Source organism: Paenibacillus mellifer, from assembly GCF_023195895.1.
GTDB classification, from domain to species: domain Bacteria; phylum Bacillota; class Bacilli; order Paenibacillales; family Paenibacillaceae; genus Fontibacillus; species Fontibacillus mellifer.
The window spans coordinates 15,864-30,920 of the sequence record NZ_JALPRK010000028.1 but is presented as its reverse complement, the minus strand read 5'-3'; the positions used below and the strand labels follow the sequence as shown (position 1 = coordinate 30,920).

25 protein-coding genes are annotated in these 15,057 nt (G+C 48.4%); all 25 read left to right on the top strand.

What is annotated here, in order from left to right:
• Window positions 1-134: 134 nt before the first annotated feature.
• The 25 genes from rpsG (at window position 135) to secY (ending at window position 14,977) form a co-directional block, all read left to right on the top strand.
• Window positions 135-605 (top strand): 30S ribosomal protein S7, encoded by a 471-nt coding sequence (gene rpsG / locus M0651_RS21370; protein WP_046680956.1) that lies wholly within the window; start codon window positions 135-137, stop codon window positions 603-605.
• 47 nt (window positions 606-652) lie between these two features.
• Complete coding sequence (gene fusA, locus M0651_RS21365; RefSeq protein WP_248553719.1) at window positions 653-2,731, top strand: elongation factor G; 2,079 nt, start codon at window positions 653-655, stop codon at window positions 2,729-2,731.
• Window positions 2,732-2,814: 83 nt separating this feature from the next.
• Complete coding sequence (tuf, locus tag M0651_RS21360; protein WP_248553718.1) at window positions 2,815-4,005, top strand: elongation factor Tu; 1,191 nt, start codon at window positions 2,815-2,817, stop codon at window positions 4,003-4,005.
• Window positions 4,006-4,265: 260 nt separating this feature from the next.
• Complete coding sequence (gene rpsJ, locus M0651_RS21355; RefSeq protein WP_009226637.1) at window positions 4,266-4,574, top strand: 30S ribosomal protein S10; 309 nt, start codon at window positions 4,266-4,268, stop codon at window positions 4,572-4,574.
• A 46-nt stretch (window positions 4,575-4,620) separates the two neighbouring features.
• Entirely contained in the window at window positions 4,621-5,244 is a 624-nt protein-coding gene (gene rplC / locus M0651_RS21350; RefSeq protein ID WP_248553717.1) for a 50S ribosomal protein L3, read from the top strand.
• A 28-nt stretch (window positions 5,245-5,272) separates the two neighbouring features.
• Entirely contained in the window at window positions 5,273-5,896 is a 624-nt protein-coding gene (gene rplD / locus M0651_RS21345; RefSeq protein ID WP_248553716.1) for a 50S ribosomal protein L4, read from the top strand.
• Window positions 5,896-6,186 carry a 50S ribosomal protein L23 gene (rplW, locus tag M0651_RS21340; protein WP_248553715.1) on the top strand — a complete coding sequence of 97 codons (291 nt, stop codon included), beginning with the start codon at window positions 5,896-5,898 and terminating at the stop codon, window positions 6,184-6,186. Before rplD ends, rplW begins: the two co-directional genes overlap by 1 nt.
• A gap of 28 nt (window positions 6,187-6,214) precedes the next feature.
• Window positions 6,215-7,045, top strand: a complete 831-nt coding sequence (rplB, locus tag M0651_RS21335) for a 50S ribosomal protein L2 (protein WP_248553714.1) — start codon at window positions 6,215-6,217, stop codon at window positions 7,043-7,045.
• Window positions 7,046-7,118: 73 nt separating this feature from the next.
• Window positions 7,119-7,397: a 30S ribosomal protein S19 gene (gene rpsS, locus M0651_RS21330; protein ID WP_018753990.1), complete on the top strand. Its 279-nt coding sequence runs from the start codon at window positions 7,119-7,121 to the stop codon at window positions 7,395-7,397.
• Between the two features lie 38 nt (window positions 7,398-7,435).
• Window positions 7,436-7,768, top strand: coding sequence for a 50S ribosomal protein L22 (gene rplV / locus M0651_RS21325; protein ID WP_059040325.1), 333 nt, complete (start codon window positions 7,436-7,438; stop codon window positions 7,766-7,768).
• A 13-nt stretch (window positions 7,769-7,781) separates the two neighbouring features.
• Window positions 7,782-8,450 carry a 30S ribosomal protein S3 gene (rpsC, locus tag M0651_RS21320; protein WP_248553713.1) on the top strand — a complete coding sequence of 223 codons (669 nt, stop codon included), beginning with the start codon at window positions 7,782-7,784 and terminating at the stop codon, window positions 8,448-8,450.
• A gap of 2 nt (window positions 8,451-8,452) precedes the next feature.
• A complete protein-coding gene (rplP, locus tag M0651_RS21315) occupies window positions 8,453-8,887 on the top strand; it encodes a 50S ribosomal protein L16 (protein WP_059040326.1) in 435 nt (144 codons plus the stop codon).
• The gene (gene rpmC / locus M0651_RS21310; protein WP_018753986.1) at window positions 8,877-9,077 is read left to right on the top strand and encodes a 50S ribosomal protein L29; all 201 of its coding nucleotides are present in this window, start codon (window positions 8,877-8,879) and stop codon (window positions 9,075-9,077) included. Before rplP ends, rpmC begins: the two co-directional genes overlap by 11 nt.
• 50 nt (window positions 9,078-9,127) lie before the next feature.
• Window positions 9,128-9,391 carry a 30S ribosomal protein S17 gene (gene rpsQ / locus M0651_RS21305; RefSeq protein WP_248553712.1) on the top strand — a complete coding sequence of 88 codons (264 nt, stop codon included), beginning with the start codon at window positions 9,128-9,130 and terminating at the stop codon, window positions 9,389-9,391.
• Between the two features lie 36 nt (window positions 9,392-9,427).
• A complete protein-coding gene (gene rplN / locus M0651_RS21300; RefSeq protein WP_059048890.1) occupies window positions 9,428-9,796 on the top strand; it encodes a 50S ribosomal protein L14 in 369 nt (122 codons plus the stop codon).
• A 52-nt stretch (window positions 9,797-9,848) separates the two neighbouring features.
• Window positions 9,849-10,202, top strand: coding sequence for a 50S ribosomal protein L24 (rplX, locus tag M0651_RS21295; protein ID WP_009226649.1), 354 nt, complete (start codon window positions 9,849-9,851; stop codon window positions 10,200-10,202).
• Between the two features lie 33 nt (window positions 10,203-10,235).
• Window positions 10,236-10,778 carry a 50S ribosomal protein L5 gene (gene rplE / locus M0651_RS21290; protein WP_248553711.1) on the top strand — a complete coding sequence of 181 codons (543 nt, stop codon included), beginning with the start codon at window positions 10,236-10,238 and terminating at the stop codon, window positions 10,776-10,778.
• A 42-nt stretch (window positions 10,779-10,820) separates the two neighbouring features.
• Window positions 10,821-11,006: a type Z 30S ribosomal protein S14 gene (locus M0651_RS21285; protein WP_009226651.1), complete on the top strand. Its 186-nt coding sequence runs from the start codon at window positions 10,821-10,823 to the stop codon at window positions 11,004-11,006.
• A 31-nt stretch (window positions 11,007-11,037) separates the two neighbouring features.
• Entirely contained in the window at window positions 11,038-11,436 is a 399-nt protein-coding gene (gene rpsH, locus M0651_RS21280; RefSeq protein ID WP_128630038.1) for a 30S ribosomal protein S8, read from the top strand.
• 30 nt (window positions 11,437-11,466) lie between these two features.
• On the top strand, window positions 11,467-12,009 hold the full coding sequence (gene rplF, locus M0651_RS21275) for a 50S ribosomal protein L6 (RefSeq protein WP_248553710.1): 543 nt from the start codon (window positions 11,467-11,469) through the stop codon (window positions 12,007-12,009).
• An 84-nt stretch (window positions 12,010-12,093) separates the two neighbouring features.
• The gene (gene rplR / locus M0651_RS21270; protein WP_248553709.1) at window positions 12,094-12,462 is read left to right on the top strand and encodes a 50S ribosomal protein L18; all 369 of its coding nucleotides are present in this window, start codon (window positions 12,094-12,096) and stop codon (window positions 12,460-12,462) included.
• Between the two features lie 28 nt (window positions 12,463-12,490).
• A complete protein-coding gene (rpsE, locus tag M0651_RS21265; protein WP_009226655.1) occupies window positions 12,491-12,988 on the top strand; it encodes a 30S ribosomal protein S5 in 498 nt (165 codons plus the stop codon).
• Window positions 12,989-13,000: 12 nt separating this feature from the next.
• A complete protein-coding gene (gene rpmD / locus M0651_RS21260; protein ID WP_248553708.1) occupies window positions 13,001-13,186 on the top strand; it encodes a 50S ribosomal protein L30 in 186 nt (61 codons plus the stop codon).
• A 52-nt stretch (window positions 13,187-13,238) separates the two neighbouring features.
• Window positions 13,239-13,679 carry a 50S ribosomal protein L15 gene (gene rplO, locus M0651_RS21255; protein WP_059040331.1) on the top strand — a complete coding sequence of 147 codons (441 nt, stop codon included), beginning with the start codon at window positions 13,239-13,241 and terminating at the stop codon, window positions 13,677-13,679.
• Window positions 13,679-14,977: a preprotein translocase subunit SecY gene (secY, locus tag M0651_RS21250; RefSeq protein ID WP_248553707.1), complete on the top strand. Its 1,299-nt coding sequence runs from the start codon at window positions 13,679-13,681 to the stop codon at window positions 14,975-14,977. The genes rplO and secY overlap by 1 nt, the downstream gene beginning before the upstream one ends.
• Window positions 14,978-15,057 lie beyond the last annotated feature (80 nt).

Below are 15,057 nucleotides of genomic sequence, written 5' to 3'. Positions count from 1 at the left end.
GTGAGCAACGGAGGGCTCGGCTGAATTCAAGATTCGATGTCGAATAAGCTTCTCTGTTCCTGCCTCGTGATCGAAAGACGAGTTTTTGAACTACAACTTGGTTTGAATTATTGCTGAAAGGGGGATAACAAACAATGCCACGCAAAGGTCCAGTTACGAAAAGAGACGTGTTGCCAGATCCAGTGTATAACAGCAAATTGGTTACTCGCTTGATCAACCGCATCATGCTTGACGGTAAACGCGGCGTTGCTCAAAGCATTCTATATAATGCGTTCAACATCATTCAAGAGCGCACGGGGAATGACCCTATGGAAGTGTTTGAAGCAGCGATCAAAAACATCATGCCTGTACTGGAAGTTAAAGCTCGTCGTGTCGGCGGCGCGAACTACCAGGTTCCAATCGAGGTTAAACCAGAGAGACGTACATCCTTGGGATTACGTTGGCTCGTAAACTACTCCCGCAACCGCGGTGAGAAAACGATGGAAGAGCGTTTGGCTGCTGAGATCATCGATGCATCCAACAACACGGGCGCTTCCGTGAAGAAACGCGAAGATACGCACAAGATGGCGGAAGCGAACAAAGCGTTCGCGCACTACCGTTGGTAGGATAACGCCCGTATTTCAAAATTTATATTTTGAAGGGAGACAGATTCATGGCAAGAGAGTTCTCCTTGAAAAATACACGTAATATCGGGATTATGGCGCATATTGACGCCGGTAAGACAACCACGACGGAACGGATCTTGTTCTACACAGGCCGTACGCACAAAATCGGGGAAGTTCACGAGGGTGCTGCGACGATGGACTGGATGGAACAAGAACAAGAGCGCGGAATCACGATTACGTCCGCTGCGACGACCGCTCAATGGAAAGGTCACCGCGTAAATATCATCGATACCCCGGGACACGTCGACTTCACCGTTGAAGTCGAACGTTCCCTGCGTGTATTGGACGGGGCTGTAGGCGTGTTCAGTGCTAAAGAAGGCGTTGAACCGCAGTCTGAAACCGTTTGGAGACAAGCTGACCGTTATGGTGTTCCACGGATCGCTTACGTCAACAAAATGGATATCATCGGTGCTGATTACCTGAACGTTGTCAAAGATATGCGCGAGCGTCTGCAAGCGAATGCAGTTGCAATCCAACTGCCAATCGGTGCGGAAAATGACTTTGTCGGGATTATCGATATCGTTGCGCAAAAAGCGTATATGTATAAAGATGATTTGGGTCAGGATATCGAAGAAACCGAAATTCCTTCTGAATTCACAGCACAAGTTGAAGAGCTTCGTGCGGAACTTGTTGAGAAGGTTGCTGAGCTGGACGAAGACTTGACGATGAAATACCTCGAAGGTGAGGAAATCACCGTTGAAGAACTGAAAGCAGCGCTCCGTAAGGGTGTTGTCGAAGTGAAAATCTTCCCGGTTATCTGTGGATCTTCCTACCGTAACAAAGGGGTTCAACTGATGCTGGATGCCGTTATCGATTACTTGCCAGCTCCGATTGACGTACCAAGCATCCAAGGTCACTTGGAGGATGGTACGGAAGTAGAGCGTCACTCTTCTGATGAAGAACCGTTCTCGGCGCTTGCATTTAAAATCATGACCGACCCTTACGTAGGTAAGCTGACGTTCTTCCGCGTATACTCCGGTATTTTGCAATCCGGTTCTTACGTGTTGAATGCAACGAAAGGCAAACGCGAACGGATCGGACGTATCCTGCAAATGCACGCGAACAGCCGTCAAGAAATCTCCGAAGTTTACTCCGGTGATATCGCGGCAGCTGTTGGTTTGAAAGATACGGGGACAGGTGATACACTGTGTGATGAGAAGGCACCGGTTATTCTTGAATCGATGAACTTCCCAGATCCGGTTATCGAAATCGCCGTTGAACCTAAAACGAAAGCCGACCAGGATAAAATGGGTGTGGCTCTTGGTAAATTGACAGAGGAAGACCCAACGCTTCGCGCTCATACAGACGAAGAAACGGGGCAAACGATCCTTGCGGGTATGGGTGAACTTCACCTGGATATCATCATCGACCGGATGCGCCGTGAATTCAAAGTTGAGACGAACGTAGGTAAACCGCAAGTTGCTTACCGTGAAACATTCAAAGCTCCTGCACGCGTCGAAGGTAAATTTGTTCGTCAGTCCGGTGGTCGTGGTCAATACGGTCACGTCTGGGTTGAATTTGAACCGCTGGAACCAGGCACGGGTAACCAATTCGAGAGCAAAATCGTCGGTGGTTCCGTTCCTAGAGAGTATATCGCTCCGGCACAACAAGGTATTGAAGAAGCTATGAAGAATGGTGTACTTGCAGGCTTCCCGCTTGTAGACGTTAAAGCCACAATCGTAGACGGTTCGTACCATGATGTCGACTCCAGTGAAATGGCGTTTAAAATCGCCGGCTCCATGGCTCTGAAAGCGGCTAAAGAAAAATGTCAGCCGATTCTGCTTGAGCCGATCATGAAAGTTGAAGTAACGGTACCTGAGGAGTACATGGGTGACGTTATGGGTATGCTGAACTCTCGCCGTGGCCGTATCGAAGGTATGGATTCCCGCGGTGGCGCTCAAATTATCCGTGCGAAAGTGCCTCTCTCCGAAATGTTCGGTTACTCGACAACCCTTCGTTCCGGTACGCAAGGACGCGGCGTATTCTCGATGGAACTTTCTCACTATGAAGAAGTTCCGAAGACCATCGCTGAGGAAATCGTATCCAAGAACAAAGGCGGAGAATAACTTAATGTATTTACCGATCGGAGGATTTGTTCTTCCGAACGGTCACACATAACAATCCATATTTTAAGGAGGAACTGTTTAAAATGGCAAAGGCTAAATACGAACGTACAAAACCGCACGTTAATATCGGTACGATTGGTCACGTCGACCATGGTAAAACAACTCTGACAGCAGCCATCACGACTGTATTGTCCAAAACATATGGCGGTGCTGCTGTAGCATTCGACCAAATCGACAAAGCTCCAGAAGAGCGCGAACGCGGTATCACAATCTCGACGGCACACGTTGAGTATGAAACCAACAACCGTCACTACGCACACGTTGACTGCCCAGGACACGCCGACTATGTTAAAAACATGATCACCGGCGCAGCTCAAATGGACGGCGCAATCTTGGTTGTATCCGCAGCTGACGGCCCAATGCCGCAAACTCGCGAGCACATCCTGTTGTCCCGTAACGTAGGCGTACCTTACATCGTCGTGTTCCTGAACAAATGCGACATGGTTGAAGACGAAGAGTTGCTCGAATTGGTTGAGATGGAAGTTCGTGACCTGTTGAACGAATATGAGTTCCCAGGCGACGACACTCCAATCATCCGTGGTTCCGCTCGTGAAGCTCTGCAAAACCCAGAAGGCGATTGGGCTAAGAAAATCGTTGAAATGTTCGAAATTATCGACGAGTACATTCCGTTGCCAGAACGTCCAATTGACAAACCGTTCCTGATGCCTGTCGAGGACGTATTCTCGATCACTGGCCGTGGTACAGTTGCTACGGGTCGTGTTGAGCGTGGTACGGTTAAAGTCGGCGACGAAATCGAAATCGTGGGTATCCATGAAGAAACGAAAAAATCCGTCGTTACCGGCGTTGAAATGTTCCGTAAATTGCTTGATTCCGCTCAAGCGGGCGACAACATCGGCGCATTGCTCCGCGGTGTTGACCGTAACCAAATCGAACGCGGTCAAGTATTGGCTAAACCAGCTTCCGTTAATCCGCATACTGAGTTCAGCGCTCAAGTATACGTATTGACTAAAGAAGAAGGCGGACGCCATAAGCCGTTCTTCTCCGGCTACCGTCCTCAGTTCTACTTCCGTACAACGGACGTAACTGGCATCATCAACCTGCCAGAAGGTACTGAAATGGTTATGCCTGGCGATAACATCGAAGTTACCGTTCAACTGATCTCCCCAATCGCGATCGAAGAAGGAACTCGTTTCTCCATTCGTGAAGGCGGCCGTACAGTTGGATCCGGTGCCGTTGTTAACATTAGCAAATAAGAAGGCTTATATAGCCTGAAAGAAGGAGCTGCCCTCCGGTTTCGGAGAGCAGCTCCTTTTATTTTTTGGAAAACAAAAACTTCAGATATTATACTTGCATTTCGCCTACCTTTTCTATATAATAGTGAATGTTGTTCTGTGACGTTGCGATGATGTGAGAGGTTACTGACACACCCGGCCCCTTTGCCATGGGAGGGTGGCCAGAAAATTTTCACGGAGTATGTCCGATACTAAATTGGGCGATAGAAGGAGGGACTAAAATGGCAAAGCAAAAAATTCGTATTCGTTTGAAAGCTTACGACCACAGAATTCTTGATCAATCCGCAGAGAAAATCGTTGAAACAGCAAAACGTTCGGGTGCTGGCGTATCCGGGCCGATTCCGCTGCCAACTGAGAAGCAAGTAATTACTATTCTCCGTGCGGTACACAAGTACAAGGATTCCCGGGAACAATTCGAACAACGGACGCACAAACGTCTGATCGACATTGTGAACCCGACTCCACAAACTGTGGATGCCTTGATGCGCTTGGACCTGCCGTCCGGTGTAGATATCGAAATCAAATTGTAATACCTACTATATGTAAGGTAACCAGGAAAGGAAAAGAGGTGTCAACATGAAAGGTATCTTAGGAAAAAAACTTGGAATGACTCAAGTGTTTACTCCGGAAGGGAACGTAGTTCCTGTAACGGTTATTGAGGCGAGTTCTAACGTGGTTCTGCAGAAGAAAGATCTGGAGAATGACGGCTATGAAGCGATCCAAATCGGTTATTCCGATAAGAAGGAAGCAAGAGCGAACAAACCTGAAGTTGGGCATGCGAAGAAAGCAGGCGCAACGCCTAAGCGCTACGTTCGCGAAATTCGCGGTGTTGATTTGGCAGGATACGAGGTTGGCCAAGAGGTCAAAGTTGATATTTTTGCTGAAGGCGAATTTGTTGACGTAACAGGTATTTCGAAGGGTAAAGGGTTCCAAGGCGTTATCAAACGCTGGGGACAAAGCCGCGGACCAATGGCTCACGGTTCCCGTTACCATCGCAGACCAGGTTCCATGGGTTCCATCCAAGCGAACCGTGTACCGAAAGGCAAACGCCTTCCAGGACATATGGGCAGCGAAACCGTAACGATCCAAAACCTCGAAATCGTGCGCGTGGATGCAGAACGCAACGTCTTGCTTGTTAAAGGCTCGATTCCAGGTCCTAAAAACAGCTTCGTTAAAATCAAACAAACCATTAAGAAATAAGTAACCCTCAAGAAAGGAGGAACACAAAATGCCAAAAGTAGCACTTTTCAATATTAGCGGTAGCCAAGTGGGCGAAGTAGAATTGAACGATGCCGTATTCGGAATTGAGCCGAACACGCATGTCCTTCATGAAGCTGTAGTGATGCAGCGCGCTTCCCTGCGTTTCGGTACGCATAAAGTTAAAGGACGCTCCGAAGTTCGTGGCGGCGGTCGTAAACCTTGGAAACAAAAAGGTACAGGACGTGCTCGTCAAGGCTCCATTCGCGCTCCTCAATGGAAAGGCGGCGGCGTGGTATTCGGACCAACTCCGCGCAGCTATTCCTACAAACTGCCTAAGAAAGTTCGTCGTTTAGCGATCAAATCGGCGCTCTCGTCGAAAGTGATCGACCAGGACATCATCGTATTGGACGCTCTTGCGATGAACGCTCCTAAAACGAAAGAATTCGCAGCGATTTTGAACAACCTGAAAGTGGAACGCAAAGCATTGATCGTAGCTCCTAGCTATGACGATAACCTGGCGCTTTCCGCACGTAACATCCCAGGTGTTAAATTCGTAGCGGCAGACGGCATTAATGTTCTTGACGTGTTGACGCACGACAAACTGATCATTACGAAGGAAGCAGTTCAGAAGGTAGAGGAGGTGCTCGCGTAATGAAAGATCCTCGCGATATTATCAAACGCCCGGTGATTACGGAACGTTCTTCGGAATATATGAACGACCTGAAATATGTATTCGAAGTAGATCTTCGTGCCAACAAAACCGAGATCAAACAAGCAGTTGAGTCGATTTTCGGTGTGAAGGTGAAGAACGTAAACACCCTGCGTGTTCCCGGGAAGTTGAAACGTTACGGACGCTACTCCGGATACACTCCTGAGTGGAAGAAAGCTTTTGTTACATTGACGGCGGACAGCAAGCCGCTTCAATTCTTTGAATCGGTATAAAATCGTTTAAAGTAAGGAGGGAAATCTCGTGCCAATCAAAAAGTACAAACCGACATCCCCGGCAAGACGCGCAATGAGCGTGTCGACCTTCGAAGAAATTACGACGGATCAACCGGAGAAATCTTTGCTTGCGCCGCTGAGCAAAACAGCTGGCCGCAATAACCAAGGTAAAATTACAGTTCGTCACCACGGCGGCGGACATAAACGTAAATACCGCATCATCGACTTCAAGCGGAACAAAGATGGAATTCCAGGCCGCGTTGCTACGATCGAATACGATCCAAACCGGACTTCGAACATCGCTTTGATCCATTATGCCGATGGCGAAAAACGTTACATCATCGCTCCTAAAGGTTTGAAAGTGGGCGACGTGATCGAATCCGGCGTAGGCTCCGATATCAAAATCGGTAATGCTATGCCGCTGGAGAACATCCCGGTAGGTACTGTGATCCACAACATCGAGCTGAAACCTGGCAAAGGCGGACAACTCGTTCGCGCTGCGGGTACAGAAGCTCAATTGCTCGGTAAAGAGGAGAAATACGTTACGATCCGCCTGTCTTCGGGTGAAGTTCGTAAAGTCCTGAAAGTTTGCCGCGCAACCATCGGTTCCGTAGGTAACGGTGACCATGAGCTCGTGAAAATCGGTAAAGCGGGACGCAGCCGCTGGCTCGGACAACGTCCGGAAGTGCGCGGTGTCGTCATGAACCCGAACGATCACCCTCACGGTGGTGGTGAAGGTCGCGCTCCGATCGGCCGTAAATCTCCGTTGTCTCCTTGGGGCAAACCGACCCTGGGTTACAAAACGCGTAAAAAAGGCAAAGCATCTGATAAATATATCGTTCGTCGTCGCACGAAGTAATCCGCATTTCGCGGATCACTTCGCGGCTTGAGCGAGCGTAACATGCAGCGCATTGTGAAGGGAGGATAAATGAATGAGTCGCAGTCTGAAAAAGGGACCTTTTATCGACGGTTACCTGCTTAAGAAAGTGGAGGAAGCGAGTGCTTCGAACAAGAAGGTCGTGATCAAAACTTGGTCCCGTCGCTCCACAATCTATCCGCAATTCATTGGTCAAACGTTTGGTGTTTATGACGGCCGCAAGCACGTGCCGGTGTATGTGACCGAGGATATGGTCGGACATAAACTGGGCGAATTTGCTCCAACCCGGACCTACAAAGGTCATACGGATGACGATAAGAAAACGAGACGTTAATTACGATAAGTTCTTCGTTTGAGAGGAGGTAATACTACATGGAAGCTAAAGCACATGCAAGATCGATTCGTATTGCTCCCCGCAAAGCTCAGCTCGTTATCGACCTGATCCGCGGTAAGCAAGTTGGCGACGCGATTGCGATTCTCCGCCATACGCCAAAAGCGGCATCCCCGATCGTGGAGAAGCTTTTGAACTCGGCGATTGCCAATGCTGAACATAACTATTCTATGGATGTAAATAAATTGGTGATTACGCAAGCCTACGTAAACCAAGGCCCGACGATGAAACGTTTCCGTCCACGGGCAATGGGACGTGCTAGCCGGATCAACAAACGCACCAGCCACATTACTTTGGTGGTATCCGAAAAATAAGGAGGGAAAACGTGTGGGCCAAAAGGTAAATCCGGTCGGATTACGAGTAGGGATTATCCGTGATTGGGAATCCAAATGGTACGCAGGCAAAGATTTTGGTGATCTGTTGCTTGAAGACGTAAAAATTCGTGAATACCTGAAAAATAAACTGAAAGACTCCGCGGTATCTCGGATTGAGATCGAGAGAGCGGCGAATCGTGTGAACGTCACGATCCACACAGCCAAGCCGGGCATGGTTATCGGTAAAGGCGGTTCGGAAGTGGAAAACCTGCGTGGAGAAATTACTAAGATCGCAGGCGGCAAAAAAGTTCACATCAACATTTCTGAAATTAAACACCCAGATCTTGACGCAATCTTGGTTGCTGAAAGCATTGCACAACAATTGGAACGTCGTGTTTCTTTCCGTCGTGCGCTGAAACAAGCAATTCAAAGAACAATGCGTTCGGGTGCTAAAGGGATCAAAACATCAGTCAGCGGTCGCCTTGGCGGTGCTGAAATTGCTCGTACGGAAGGCTACAGTGAAGGAACTGTTCCACTTCATACGCTCCGCGCCGACATCGATTACGGTACGGCAGAAGCGCATACGACTTATGGTCGTACTGGCGTTAAAGTATGGATCTATCGTGGAGAGGTTCTTCCTACGGCTAAGAAACAACAAGCTGGTCAGGAAGGAGGCAACTAATCATGTTGGTACCAAAACGCGTAAAACACCGCAAACAACAACGCGGTAATATGAGAGGCCAAGCTAAAGGCGGAACCGAACTCAACTTCGGCGAATACGGCCTGCAAGCTCTTGAGCCAACCTGGATCACCAACCGTCAAATCGAAGCAGCGCGTATTGCAATGACGCGTTACATCAAACGTGGCGGTAAAGTATGGATTAAAATTTTCCCTGATAAGCCGATTACTCAAAAGCCTCTTGAGGTCCGGATGGGTAGCGGTAAAGGTAACGTAGAGAAATGGGTCGCAGTTGTGAAACCAGGCAAAATCATGTTTGAGCTTGCTGGTGTATCGGAGGAAATTGCACGCGAAGCTATGCGTCTTGCCGCCCACAAACTGCCGATCAAAACGAAGTTTGTGAAACGTGAAGAATTGGGTGGTGAAGCAAATGAAAGCTAATGAACTTCGCAACTTAACCACTGCTGAAATCGAACAAAAAATCGCAGGTTTTAAAGAAGAACTCTTTAACCTCCGTTTTCAGTTGGCTACCGGCCAACTCGATAACCCGACTCGGATCCGCGATGTGCGTAAGGAAATAGCTCGTGCTAAAACCGTTATCCGTGAAAGAGAACTCGGGATCATTAGTTAAGAAGCGCTCAAGCGTAAGCGAAGCGCCTAAGTCCAGGAAGGAGGCTAACCATGAGCGAACGTAACAACCGTAAAGTGCAAATTGGTAAAGTCGTCAGCGACAAGATGGACAAAACAATCGTTGTTGCTGTAGAAACCTACAAAAAGCATGATTTGTACCACAAACGTATTAAATACACGAAGAAATTTAAAGCGCATGACGAGAATAACACCGCGAAAATCGGAGATACCGTCAAAATCGCCGAAACTCGCCCGTTGTCCAAAGACAAACGCTGGAGACTCGTTGAAGTCGTTGAAGAAGCGGTTATCATTTAATAGCACGGTAGCTTAGACCGAAAGGAGGAAATATCCATGATTCAACCATTTACACGTTTGCATGTGGCTGACAACTCCGGCGCGAAGGAACTGATGTGTATCCGCGTTTTGGGTGGTACGGGTCGCCGTACAGCGCAAATCGGAGATTTGATCGTTTGTTCCGTCAAACAAGCAACACCAGGCGGCGTTGTCAAAAAAGGTGATGTAGTCAGAGCGGTTGTCGTTCGTACGAAACGTTCGGTTCGTCGTAAAGACGGTTCCTACATTGCATTCGATGAGAACGCAGCGGTTGTTGTTAAAGAAGATAAGAGCCCGCGCGGAACGCGTATCTTCGGACCAGTTGCTCGCGAACTTCGCGACAAAGACTTTATGAAGATCGTTTCCTTGGCTCCGGAAGTTATCTAAGAACACCCCGTAAGTAGAGGGGGAGCCCGATTTAACAGGAGGTGTAAACCAAGTGCCTAGACTGAAGAAGATTCTTGAATCTCATAACAATAAGCTGCACGTCAAAAAGGACGACACGGTGATCGTGATTTCCGGTAAAGACAAAGGCAAAAAAGGCCGCGTCATTGCCGCTTATCCTCGCGAAAACCGCGTGCTTGTGGAAGGCGTGAACATGGTTAAGAAACATCAAAAACCAAATCAACTGAACCCACAAGGCGGCATTATCGAGAAAGAAGCTCCGATTCACGTCTCGAACGTAATGCACGTTGATCCTAAGAGCGGAAAAGTAACCCGTATCGGTTACAAAGTATTGGACAACGGCAAGAAGGTTCGCGTAGCGAAGAGATCCGGAGAAGTAATCGACTAATCCAGTAACGTTAAGAAAGGAGGTCCATGATTCATGGCAGCAAGAATGAAAGAACGCTTTTTGAACGAAGTAACACCTGCTTTGGTTCAAAAATTCAACTATACAACGGTTATGCAAGTGCCGAAGATCGAGAAGGTCGTTATCAACATGGGTGTTGGTGAAGCCGTAGCGAACTCTAAAGTGCTTGATTCCGCAGTGAACGATATGCAGTTGATCGCTGGTCAAAAACCAGTTATCACGCGTGCGAAGAAATCTATCGCCGGTTTCAAACTGCGCGAGAACATGCCGATCGGTGTGAAGGTAACCCTTCGCGGTGAGCGCATGTATCATTTCCTCGACAAACTGTTTAATGTAACGCTTCCGCGTGTCCGTGACTTCCACGGCGTATCGACGAAAGCATTCGACGGTCGCGGCAACTATACGCTGGGCTTGAAAGAGCAACTGATTTTCCCTGAGATCGAATACGATCAAGTGGATAAAGTACGTGGTATGGATATCGTCATCGTAACGACGGCGAAAACCGACGAAGAATCCCGCGAGCTCTTGACGCAACTCGGCATGCCGTTTGCTAAGTAAAAGTCCATTTTCTCCGAAACTATTTAGGAGGTGTCAGGCTAAGTGGCTAAAACTTCGATGAAAGTTAAACAACAACGTACACCTAAATTTAAAGTTCGGGCTTATACCCGCTGTGAACGTTGTGGTCGCCCACATTCGGTATTGCAAAAGTACAAGATTTGCAGAATTTGCTTCCGTGAATTAGCTTATAAAGGCCAGATTCCTGGCGTGAAAAAAGCAAGCTGGTAATTAATCAACAACGGGAAGGAGGTTTACACGTATGACTATGTCAGATCCAATTGCAGATATGCTTACTCGTATTCGTAACGCCAATACGGTGCGTCACGAGACGGTTGAACTGCCTGCGTCCACGATCAAGAAACAAATCGCTGAGATCTTGAAGCGTGAAGGTTTCATTCGTGATGCTGAATATATCGATGATAACAAACAAGGGATCATCCGTATTTTCCTGAAATACGGCCCGAACAACGAACGCGTCATCTCTGGACTTAAGAGAATCAGTAAACCAGGCCTTCGCGTGTACACGAAAAGCAATGAAGTTCCTCGTGTCCTCGGCGGCTTGGGTATCGCGATTATCTCCACTTCCAAAGGTGTCATGACTGACAAGGAAGCTCGCCAGTCTAAAGCCGGCGGCGAAGTTGTCTGCTACGTTTGGTAATTAACGTCTTATAACAAGGAGGTGCAATAAATGTCTCGTATTGGTCGCAAACCAATTACAGTACCAAGTGGTGTGGATATCACACTTGATAATAGCGTCATTACGGTAAAAGGGCCGAAAGGCACTTTGACTCGTGAGCTTCACAAGGACATCAAGGTATCGGTAGAAAGCAACGTGATTACCGTTGAGCGTCCTTCTGATAATAAACTTCATCGTTCCCTGCATGGCACCACTCGCTCCGTCGTGAGCAACATGGTGAACGGGGTAACAGAAGGTTTCTCCAAATCGCTCGAGCTGGTTGGTGTCGGTTACCGCGCAAGCTTGTCCGGCAACAAACTGGTTCTGAACGTAGGTTACTCCCACCCGGTGGAAATCACGCCGGAAGCGGGCATCGAATTTGAAGTGCCTTCGAATACGAAGATCATCGTTAAAGGGATCAATAAAGAGCGCGTAGGCGAATACGCTGCTAAAATTCGTTCCGTTCGCGCGCCTGAGCCTTACAAAGGCAAAGGGATCAAGTATGAAGGTGAACGCATCATTCGTAAGGAAGGTAAAGCCGGTAAGAAGAAATAAGTTTCTTCTTAACGCGCCTGTCCTTCTGGCGTCTTGAAATGGAATGTCCGATAGCGGTAAACCGAAGGGAGTGAAATGGAAGTCATGATTACAAAAGGTGATAAGAACAAAGCTCGTCTGAAAAGACATTTGCGTGTTCGTAAAAAAGTCCAAGGAACGGCAGCTCGTCCAAGACTGAACGTATACCGTTCTTCCAAACATATCTACGCTCAACTGATCGACGACGTAGCAGGCGTAACGCTGGCTAGCGCTTCGACGGTAGATAAAGAGCTGAGCAGTTCGATCGGCAACGGCGGCAACGTGGAATCTGCTCGCAAAGTAGGCGAGTTGATCGCGAAACGCGCTCAAGACAAAGGGGTCAAGAACATTGTATTTGACCGCGGAGGATACTTGTACCATGGACGGATTCAGGCGCTGGCAGACGCAGCTCGCGAAGCAGGCCTAGAATTCTAAAAATAATCACTAAAAGGAGGTTAACGACTTGCGTGTAGATCCGAACACTTTAGAACTGACAGAAAGAGTTGTAAACATTAACCGCGTAGCTAAAGTAGTTAAAGGCGGACGTCGTTTTAGCTTCAGCGCGCTCGTGGTTGTCGGCGACGGCAAAGGCTGGGTTGGCGCCGGGATCGGTAAAGCAGGCGAAGTGCCTGACGCGATCCGCAAAGGCATCGAAGATGCGAAGAAAAACCTTGTCCATGTTCCGCTCGTGGGCACTACGATCCCTCACCAAGTAATCGGGCATTTCGGAGCAGGCCGCGTTCTGTTGAAGCCGGCATCCGAAGGTACCGGGGTTATCGCTGGCGGTCCGGTTCGTGCGGTTCTCGAACTGGCAGGCGTAGGCGACATTTTAACTAAATCTTTGGGTTCTTCGAATTCCATCAACATGGTCAACGCGACTTTGGAGGGCTTGTCCCGTCTGAAACGCGCTGAAGATGTTGCGAAATTGCGCGGGAAAACCGTCGAAGAACTTCTCGGTTAAGGAGGGAATCTCATGGCTAAACTGCAAATTACCCTCGTGCGTAGTTTGATCGGTCGTCCGGAGAACCAACGTACTACCGTGAAAACATTGGGTCTTCGCAAAATCAACCAATCCGTTGTTCACAACGATAATCCAGCCATTCGTGGTATGGTGAATCAAGTGAGCCACTTGGTTGCGGTTAAAGAAATCGAAGGCTAAGGATTTCGTAAGCTTTTAAGTGCCAACAATAAATAAGGAGGTGCAACGAACGATGAAGTTACATGAGCTTTCCCCAGCTCCTGGCTCCCGCCAAGAACGCAAGCGCGTTGGCCGCGGTACAGGTAGCGGCATGGGTAAAACGTCGACTCGCGGTCACAAAGGTCAAAACGCTCGTTCCGGCGGTGGTGTGCGTCCGGGCTTCGAAGGCGGTCAAAATCCGCTGTATCGTCGCTTGCCAAAACGCGGGTTCATCAATCCGACGCGGAAAGAGTATGCGATTGTTAACATCGAAGATTTGAACAACTTTGCGGCGGATACGGAAGTGACTCCTGAACTGTTGTTTGAACAAGGAATCGTGAAAGACGCGAAAAGCGGCATCAAGATTCTTGGCAACGGTGAAGTTACTGTCAAGTTGACAGTTAAAGCGAATAAGTTCTCCCAATCTGCGGTAGAGAAAATCGAGGCTGCCGGCGGTAAAACCGAGGTGATCTAATGTTTAAAACCATTAAGAACATATGGCATGTTCAAGACCTTCGCAACCGCATTTTGTTCACGTTGTTTATCTTCCTCATCTACCGGATCGGTTCTTTCGTTCCGGTTCCGGGCGTTAATAAGGACGTCTTCGAGGCGACAAACACGGCGGGCAGCGATTTGTTAGGGTTCTTGAACACCTTCTCGGGCGGCGCCCTTGCGAATTTCTCGATTTTCGCCCTCGGGATTATGCCTTATATCACGGCTTCCATCATCGTGCAACTCTTGTCCATGGACGTCATTCCGAAATTTGCGGAATGGGCCAAACAAGGGGAACACGGCAAGAAAAAAATGGCTCAAGTGACTCGTTACGGAACTGTCATTTTGGCCGTGATTCAGGCTTTTGCCACATCGGTTGGCTTTAACCGGTTGTATGGTACAGAAATGATTCCAAACGCAACGTTTGGCGACTATCTGGTCATTGCGATTGTGTTAACGGCCGGTACATCGTTTCTGATGTGGTTAGGTGAGCAAATTACCGAAAGAGGGATCGGCAACGGGATTTCGCTCATCATCTTCGCCGGGATTGTTGCGACGATTCCTACGCATATTACGACAATTGCTCAATCCGAGTTTATTGTTGAAGGTGCAGCGTTTATTAACGTGGTGAAGTCCATTGCGATTCTCCTCGTCTGCGTATTGATCGTGATTGGCGTCATTTACGTTCAACAAGCAATCCGTAAAATTCCGGTGCAATACGCTAAACGCGTGGTTGGCAACAAAATGTATGGCGGGCAGAATACGCATATTCCGCTCAAAATCAATGCTGCCGGCGTAATTCCGGTCATTTTCGCCGTTTCCTTGTTGCAATTCCCAGTGGTCATCGCCAGCTTCTGGTCGACACACACTTGGGCGCAATGGATCAGCAACAACTTGTCCACCGACCGTCCACTTGGGATGGTGCTTTATGTAGTCATGATCATTGGCTTCACGTTCTTCTATACGTTCGTACAGATGAACCCGCAGCAGATGGCTGAGAACATGAAGAAAAACGGCGGATACATTCCGGGGATCCGTCCGGGTAAAACGACGGAAACCTATCTCACTCGGGTATTGACCCGTCTTACGATGACCGGCGCAATTTTCTTGGCTGCCATCTCGGTCCTTCCTATGGGCCTCGGGGCTTTAGCCGGATTGCCGCGTACGGTTCTGATTGGCGGTACTTCGATCCTGATCGTGATCGGCGTTGCGCTGGATACGATGAAAACGATCGAAGGCCAATTGATCAAACGTCACTATAAAGGTTTCATCAATAAATAGTCGGTAGGTACCAGGAACAGGGACGTGCAAACGCCCTTGCCTGGCACCTAACTGCGCTATTTCTTGTTGTAGAGAAGTCT

Excerpts from the sequence above, each read along its gene's own strand:
- rplC (WP_248553717.1), top strand. The coding sequence starts at position 4,621 with ATGAAAGGTATCTTAGGAAAAAAACTTGGAATGACTCAAGTGTTTACT.
- rplE (WP_248553711.1), top strand. The coding sequence starts at position 10,236 with ATGGCAGCAAGAATGAAAGAACGCTTTTTGAACGAAGTAACACCTGCT.
- rpsJ (WP_009226637.1), top strand. The coding sequence starts at position 4,266 with ATGGCAAAGCAAAAAATTCGTATTCGTTTGAAAGCTTACGACCACAGA.
- rpsG (WP_046680956.1), top strand. The coding sequence starts at position 135 with ATGCCACGCAAAGGTCCAGTTACGAAAAGAGACGTGTTGCCAGATCCA.
- rplD (WP_248553716.1), top strand. The coding sequence starts at position 5,273 with ATGCCAAAAGTAGCACTTTTCAATATTAGCGGTAGCCAAGTGGGCGAA.
- rplR (WP_248553709.1), top strand. The coding sequence starts at position 12,094 with ATGATTACAAAAGGTGATAAGAACAAAGCTCGTCTGAAAAGACATTTG.
- rpmD (WP_248553708.1), top strand. The coding sequence starts at position 13,001 with ATGGCTAAACTGCAAATTACCCTCGTGCGTAGTTTGATCGGTCGTCCG.
- rplF (WP_248553710.1), top strand. The coding sequence starts at position 11,467 with ATGTCTCGTATTGGTCGCAAACCAATTACAGTACCAAGTGGTGTGGAT.
- tuf (WP_248553718.1), top strand. The coding sequence starts at position 2,815 with ATGGCAAAGGCTAAATACGAACGTACAAAACCGCACGTTAATATCGGT.
- rpsQ (WP_248553712.1), top strand. The coding sequence starts at position 9,128 with ATGAGCGAACGTAACAACCGTAAAGTGCAAATTGGTAAAGTCGTCAGC.
- rpsH (WP_128630038.1), top strand. The coding sequence starts at position 11,038 with ATGACTATGTCAGATCCAATTGCAGATATGCTTACTCGTATTCGTAAC.
- rplN (WP_059048890.1), top strand. The coding sequence starts at position 9,428 with ATGATTCAACCATTTACACGTTTGCATGTGGCTGACAACTCCGGCGCG.
- secY (WP_248553707.1), top strand. The coding sequence starts at position 13,679 with ATGTTTAAAACCATTAAGAACATATGGCATGTTCAAGACCTTCGCAAC.
- fusA (WP_248553719.1), top strand. The coding sequence starts at position 653 with ATGGCAAGAGAGTTCTCCTTGAAAAATACACGTAATATCGGGATTATG.
- rplO (WP_059040331.1), top strand. The coding sequence starts at position 13,239 with ATGAAGTTACATGAGCTTTCCCCAGCTCCTGGCTCCCGCCAAGAACGC.
- rpsS (WP_018753990.1), top strand. The coding sequence starts at position 7,119 with ATGAGTCGCAGTCTGAAAAAGGGACCTTTTATCGACGGTTACCTGCTT.
- rpmC (WP_018753986.1), top strand. The coding sequence starts at position 8,877 with ATGAAAGCTAATGAACTTCGCAACTTAACCACTGCTGAAATCGAACAA.
- rplV (WP_059040325.1), top strand. The coding sequence starts at position 7,436 with ATGGAAGCTAAAGCACATGCAAGATCGATTCGTATTGCTCCCCGCAAA.
- rplP (WP_059040326.1), top strand. The coding sequence starts at position 8,453 with ATGTTGGTACCAAAACGCGTAAAACACCGCAAACAACAACGCGGTAAT.
- rplW (WP_248553715.1), top strand. The coding sequence starts at position 5,896 with ATGAAAGATCCTCGCGATATTATCAAACGCCCGGTGATTACGGAACGT.